The following is a 6726-nucleotide window of genomic DNA, read 5'->3' as shown; positions in this document are numbered from 1 at the left end:
TTGCTGTACCTCTTCTCGCATTGATTCTAATATGGCATCTACTTTTTCTTCGGATTTCATAACTCAGGTTTTGTCGGTTCATTTACAAGTTACGATTTTGTGCAATTTGTTATACACACAGTGTTGTACAAAAGCCATTTGTCGGTAATGTCCTTCTACCCACTTTGTGACACCATTGGGCTACCGGCCAGAAATCAACGCATCGGAACCAACGGTAAGGTAATATGTGACGGGAATTGTGGGGAATGATAGATCGTATTATCCACTTTGAGCATTCTCCGGTTTTGGCCGAGGGGTTCGCCCGTATTGGGGTTAACATCCCATCGGGGGAAATTACTGCTGGAGATATCCACTCTTATCCGATGGCCCTTTTTAAATACATTGGCGGTAGGAAATGGATGGATGTCTACTTCGTATATTTCATTGGGTTCAATCAGGTCTCGCGTGGTTCTCCCATTGCGATAACTCATACGTGCGATCCCGTCGGTTAAGTTCATCTCAAAGCCTTCGGGAAAGTGTTCACTTGGTGGATATACATCCACCAGTTTCACCGTGAAGTCGGTATCCACCCCGGTAGACGAACAGTACAACTTAATATTGATGGGCCCGATAACCTGCATATCTTCCGGCAGCGGGTCGGTTTGAAAAACCACCACATCCGCTCTGGATTTCAGTGGCAAATACGGCGGTTTTGAACCGGCAAAATCAGGCCGTTCCCGCTGATTAAATGCGCCGTCCTTTACTCTTGCTGATACACTCCCACCTAAAGTAGGTACCGGATTCGCCGGATCGAAAGTGTAAGTGGTATGGGCATTTTCTGCCGCCGGTGGAGTGCCGTTTAATGAGCCTTCAGCGTGAAAATAATAGGTAGTTTCAAGGGCGTTTTCCAAAGGCCAGGTATCGGTTTCCAGCCAATAGCCTCCGTGGTTTAACCTTCCGGCTTCATTCTTACTGCCGTCACCCGTTCCCATGACAAACAGCTGGACGGGGGCTTTAGGGAGCCGATCGGCCTTTTTATCCTTGAAAAAATAATCAAACCAATCCACCTGATAGGAAGTCTGGAAATCAGAGATCGCCGACTCCGGGCCGAAGTCTACATCCCCGGCGTAGGTCCTTTCATTGCCACTGTGGGTCCAGGGACCGATGATCAGGAATTTCGGGGCAGTCTGCCGCTTCCTTAATTCCATAAAATTCTGGATAGTCCCGCGCAGAAAAATATCGTACCAGCCTCCAATATGGACCATGGGCACATCGGCAGTCTGATCGTAATACTCGATCCAGTTGATACCGGTTGCTTTCCAGTAATCATCATAATCGGCGTGCGTCAATTCTTCCAGAATATAATCTTCGAAATTAGGCGCAATGGAAAGCGGATTCAGGCCCCTACGGAACGGCCAGGCTGCGTACCAGTCTTCTATGGTTTCCTTTTTGAAATGTGCTTCCACCACGGGATCGTCGATCTCCGCGGGTATTTGCCGGAAGGCCCAGGTAAGTTCGCGGCCTAATTCAAAGGCTCCTCCCTGTCGGACGGCATGATCCCAGGCATTGGTCATACCTCCCATATTTAACACCATCGCCGAAAGTCCTTTGGGATCCAGCTTGGAGGCGTCGGCCTGGGTGTGGGCACCGTAGGAAGTTCCCCACATAGCCACCTTTCCGTTCCCGGCGGGTAATTTCGACAACCATTCGACGGTTGCCGCCCCATCACTGGCTTCGAGCGGATTATACTTGGTAAAAATACCTTCGGAATCATAACGCCCCCTTAGGTCCTGGATGGCTACGATATACCCACGCGCTGCGAATAAGCGAATCGCCTCCTGAAAGCGTTCGGAGGTTTTTCCGTAAGGTGTCCGTTGCAGCAAAACCGCCAGGCCTTCCTGCACCGGTTTTCCATTTTCTGCCGGGAAATAAATATCCGTCGCCAGTCGCACGCCGTCCGGGGCCGGGATCATCACATTTTTTTGGACCAACAGCTGATCCTGTCCGGGAACACTTGAAAAAATGACTTCCTGGGCGAAGGTCAGTTGAATGGGCAGGGAAATAACGAGTAGGAATAGCCAGGTTAAGGGTCGGACCATTTGGTATGTTTTTTACCCATGTAAAAACGGCATTTATTTGAATATTTGCTGCTTAATTAGGGAGGAAAATGTTAGGCCTTGGGAAAATGTTTCCCATTTACACACCTATCTATCCAGATGTCTTGAAGAATGCTACCGATCACTCTCCACCACCACCCATCCGAGCCTTCTGCGCCACAAAATAAGGTTGAAAAGTATAAGCAGAAAGCGAGTCCCAGTTGGCATTGATGGTAGGTACGAATTCCTTGAGCTGTGCGATTTCCTGACGATAATCAGGGTTGGCGATCTGATTGGTCCATTCGTGGGGATCGTTCCGGTGATCGTAAAATTCTGCGCCGCCGTCTTCGTACTGGATGTAGCGGAAACGCTCTGATCTGATGCCGTGGTTATGTCTGCCGAATGTGGTGATGGCGTAAGGGTTTTCCGGCTCCGATTCACCCCGCATCAGGGGCAGCAGGCTTTTTCCTTCGTTTCTTTCGTAAGCCGGAAGTCCGCACAATTCCAGTAGTGTGGGGTAAATAGAGAGCATTTCTACCGGGGAATCGATCACTTTCCCCCGGGGCAGGTTGGGTGCAGCGAATAGCAGCGGAGCTTTGGTAGCCGGTTCCCAAAGGGCGTGTTTGGCGAAGGTCCCTTTTTCTCCGAGGCGATAGCCATGGTCGGACCACAGCACGATAACGGTATTGTCGGCATAAGCACTATTGTCCAGCGCTTCCATTACCCGGCCGATCTGATGATCCACAAAACTTACACAGGCCAGATAAGCCTGAATAATGTTTTTCCATTCTCCGCTGGCGATAGCCCACTCAGTAGAAGGCATCATCGGTAAGTCGTTGATCTGCAGAGCTACCGGTGGTACATCATCCAGGTCGTCCGCCTGATAGGGAGCCACGGTTATTCCTTCCAAAGGATGCAGGTCAAACCACTTTTGCGGAACGTACAGCGGAACGTGCGGCCGCAAAAAGCCCAGGCCCATAAAAAAGGGTTGTTCGTAGTTTCGGGCAAGACGTTCGATTACCCAATCAGCGGATTGATGATCGGGCATCAGGGAATCTACTGCCGGGAACGCGCCCCAATCCGTACTGGTACGGCCGTAGATCGCTCTATCCGAGTTGCCAAAGCCATCCCAGACAAACCGCTCCTCCGGTAAAGGGCCGAAGCCTTTCACCCGGCCTCCGGACTCGTCGAATACCCCGTTCGGCGCATGCTGGTGGAATAACTTCCCGATCCCCATGGTATGGTAGCCGTTATTCCTGAAATATTCCGGCAGGAAAACGATATCACGGGTCGCCGGATTTTCCGAGCGGACTTCGTTATCAGGGATCATGCCGTAGATGCCCGTAGTGGAAGGCCGCAGGCCGGTCATAATGGAAGCTCTGGAAGGGCCGCACAAAGGCGCCTGGCAATGGGCGTTGGAAAACAATACTCCCCGCGCGGCTAGGCTATCGATATTAGGGGTTTTTGTGTTGGAGAATCCGCCCAGACAACCCAGCCAGGTATTGAGATCATCGACGGCGATGAATAGTACATTTGGTCTGGTTGCTGCCTGGGAGTTCGATGGGGCTTTGTCGTTACTCGTGCAGGCGCTTAATAGCAGCAGACTTAAGGCGATAGCAAGGATATACAGATCTTTCATTTACTTGGTGGTATGCTTTTCAATTATTCTGTTTTCATGGCCCCCTCTCCCCTACTCTACTCCTGCAGAAGATCAATTCATTCCGCATTCGCCGCGCGATTCGCCTCAGAGGCAACGTAGGACTTATGACCGGTAGACCCTGCCCCGAGTATCTCGTAGCGCGCTTGCGGTATTTGCTGTCGGTGTTGCTCGATCGCGGTAGCGTATTCATCTTCCGCGATCACATTATTCCATTCGTGAGGGTCCTTGCTATGATCATAAAATTCCTCGGACCTGTCATTGTATTGGATGAACCGGTACTGTTCCGAAATGATAGCGTAGTTTCCCGGTCCAAAGCTGGTTCGCGCCAGGTGGGGCCATTCGGCTTCCGGGTCTTTCAATAGCGGCACCAGGGAATTTCCCTCGAGGGAAGGGTCCGCCTGCAGTCCGGTCAATTCCAGGAGGGTAGGATAGATATCGAGCAACTGTACTGGTTTGTTGCTCACTTTCCCCGGAGCAATGCCGGGCCCAACTACGATTAAGGGGGTACGAGCACCATCCTCCCACAGACTGCGTTTGGCGTAACGTTCTTTTTCCCCCAGGTGAAAGCCGTGATCGCTGAAAAGTACAATGTAAGTATTGTCGGCGTAGGTGCTTTCCTCAAGTGCTTTTACGACCTTCCCCACCTGGGCATCCACAAAGCTGACGCACGCCAAATAGGATTGCACCAATGGTTTCCAGGCATCGTTTTCCAGTACCCATTCGTGCGTAGGCGATACGTGTTCGAGGCGGGTGATGTCGATGCCATACGGAGAGATATCATCGAGGTCATGGTTCACCGTTTCGGGTAGTTGGAGGCTTTCCATGGGATACAGATCGAACCACTTTTGCGGGGCAAACTGAGGCACATGCGGGCGATAAAAACCTACCCCCAGCCATAAGGCACTATCGTGCGGTTCGGCCAGCCGTTCTGTGGCCCATTCGGCAATCTGGTGATCGGGCATCTGCTCATCCCGTTCGGGATAAACGCCCCAGTCCCATAACGGATGGCCCGGATAAGTACTGATCTTTTTTTCTGGCATAGGTCCGAAACCACCGAACTGGCCGCCGTAATTGGGAATGTAAGTCTCATTCTGCCCGCCTCCGTTGTGGAATAATTTTCCGACACCGGTAACGTGGTAGCCTTCCTCAACGAATCTTTGCGGCATCAGCTTATTTTTGACCGCTACCGGCGACTGCTTCAGGTCGGGATTAAGGAAATAAATGCCGGATGAACTGGGATAGAGGGACGTCATCAAGCTGGCCCGGGAGGGATTGCAGACGGGCGACTGGCAATGGGCATTGGTAAATAGTACACCCCGCGAAGCCAGGTAATCGATATTTGGCGTTTTGGCCTGCGGATGTCCTCCCATACACCCCACCCAGTCGTTCAGATCATCCACGGCGATGAGGAGCACATTGGGCGGCGCTTGCTGAGTTTCGGATGGATCGTCATTACAAGCTGTAATTGCCAAAGCACTTAGGGTAATTGAACAGACGATCCCTTTTAGAATTTTTCCAGACATAGGACTGATTTTTCAGTGAAAATAAGGTACGGTGCCGGTTTCATCCAACGGATAACCCCACTGGGCGATGTATTCCAGTCCCGGTAAAAAGGCGTCATTGGTTTCCTGCAATTGTCGGCTCAACAGCTCGTCCAGATGCCCGCTAAGTGATGCAAATTCGGGCTTGCCGATCAGGTTGTTCAATTGGTACGGATCGGTTTCATTATCAAACAGGAGCCAGGGACCGTTCAGGTCACGGGTATAGGTATACCGCAGCGTGCGCAGTCCCCGGTATTCGCGGGCACCGTGCCTGGGTTTATTCCACTGACCGAAAGGTTGCACACAGGTGATCAAAGCAAGGGTATCCTGGATTGCTTCCAGGCCCAGGATATCCTTACTGAAATCCATGCCCTCCACGGTTTCCGGAACGGGAATATTACACAGCCCCAGGAGACTGGGCATGATATCTTCGGAATTCATGAGGGCGTTTCGGGGCCCCGGTTTGCCTCCTAAATCCGAAGGAACATAATACAACATAGGTACCCGGATGGATTCCTCGTAAGGCTGCTGCTTTTTATAAGCGCCCTGCGATCCCAACAGGTCACCGTGATCGGCCGTTAATAAGATAATGGTGTTTTCGTCGAGCTGGTTCTGCGTCAGGCTGTTCCGGATCTTACCGACCATATCATCCAGAGCAGTGGCGTGGGCATAGTAACCACTGAGGTCTTTTTTGACCCGGCCGGCCATTTGGTCCGGCACATTCGGCCGCAGGACCATAGCCGCAGAATCATACTGACTGCGGTACGCCTCCGGTGCCGTATGGTAAGGAGCATGCGGAGTACCCCAGGAAAGAACGAGTAAAAAAGGATCCTCCTTTTCAGCGTTTTGGGTTAGGTACCCGATCGCATCTTCGGTTTGGGCAAACGCATCGTAGCCCTCCCAGATCAGTCGGCTGCTGTCCGCATTATCGTAATAGACCGATTCGTTATAATTGTGGGTACATTCGTTACCTTTCCAGTATTGAAATCCCTGCCGCCGTTCACCGGGTGGGATAAATTGCAGGCGACCGTGCCCGTCCAGATGCCACTTCCCAATGTAACCGGTCCGGTATCCCGCCGCCGCGAAAACCTTGCCCAGCGATACGGCATTCGTATCCAATTGGACATCATTCATAAAGACCCCATGGGTAAGTGGCCGCTGCCCGGTCATCAGAGAGGCCCGAAACGGGCAACAGACCGGCATACCCGAAACCGCATTGCGAAAGTTGATGCTCTGGGAAGCCAGGCGGTCAATATTGGGCGTTTTTACATTGGGATCTCCGGCATAGGCCGTAGCTTGGGCACGCCATTGATCGGCCAGCAAAATGATCACATTGGGTTTGCGGTCCGTTGGCAGTTCTGCCTTTTTACTACAGGAAAAAAGGAGTAGCAGTACCCATCCCAAAAGCATTCTTTGAAACATAGATCAACTTTTTTAGCCTATAAATTTA

Annotated in this window: 4 protein-coding genes; all 4 read right to left on the bottom strand. The window is 51.5% G+C overall.

What is annotated here, in order from left to right:
• Positions 1–194: 194 nt before the first annotated feature.
• The 4 genes from CRP01_RS32600 to CRP01_RS32585 all read right to left on the bottom strand — a co-directional run bounded on the left by CRP01_RS32600 (position 195) and on the right by CRP01_RS32585 (position 6698).
• A complete protein-coding gene (locus CRP01_RS32600; protein WP_099154272.1) occupies positions 195–2078 on the bottom strand; it encodes a CocE/NonD family hydrolase in 1884 nt (627 codons plus the stop codon).
• 139 nt (positions 2079–2217) lie between these two features.
• Positions 2218–3714, bottom strand: coding sequence for a sulfatase (locus CRP01_RS32595; protein WP_099154271.1), 1497 nt, complete (start codon positions 3712–3714; stop codon positions 2218–2220).
• 77 nt (positions 3715–3791) lie between these two features.
• A complete protein-coding gene (locus CRP01_RS32590) occupies positions 3792–5258 on the bottom strand; it encodes a sulfatase (protein WP_099154270.1) in 1467 nt (488 codons plus the stop codon).
• 12 nt (positions 5259–5270) lie between these two features.
• A complete protein-coding gene (locus CRP01_RS32585) occupies positions 5271–6698 on the bottom strand; it encodes a sulfatase family protein (protein WP_222845868.1) in 1428 nt (475 codons plus the stop codon).
• Positions 6699–6726 lie beyond the last annotated feature (28 nt).

Source organism: Flavilitoribacter nigricans DSM 23189 = NBRC 102662, from assembly GCF_002646595.1.
Lineage (GTDB): Bacteria > Bacteroidota > Bacteroidia > Chitinophagales > Saprospiraceae > Flavilitoribacter > Flavilitoribacter nigricans.
The sequence above is the reverse complement of the archived record's forward strand: the minus strand, read 5'-3'. Positions and strand labels throughout refer to the sequence as shown.

Bases quoted from the DNA above. Each gene is read 5' to 3' on its own strand.
- CRP01_RS32600 (WP_099154272.1), bottom strand. From the start codon at position 2,078: ATGGTCCGACCCTTAACCTGGCTATTCCTACTCGTTATTTCCCTGCCC.
- CRP01_RS32595 (WP_099154271.1), bottom strand. From the start codon at position 3,714: ATGAAAGATCTGTATATCCTTGCTATCGCCTTAAGTCTGCTGCTATTA.
- CRP01_RS32590 (WP_099154270.1), bottom strand. From the start codon at position 5,258: ATGTCTGGAAAAATTCTAAAAGGGATCGTCTGTTCAATTACCCTAAGT.
- CRP01_RS32585 (WP_222845868.1), bottom strand. From the start codon at position 6,698: ATGTTTCAAAGAATGCTTTTGGGATGGGTACTGCTACTCCTTTTTTCC.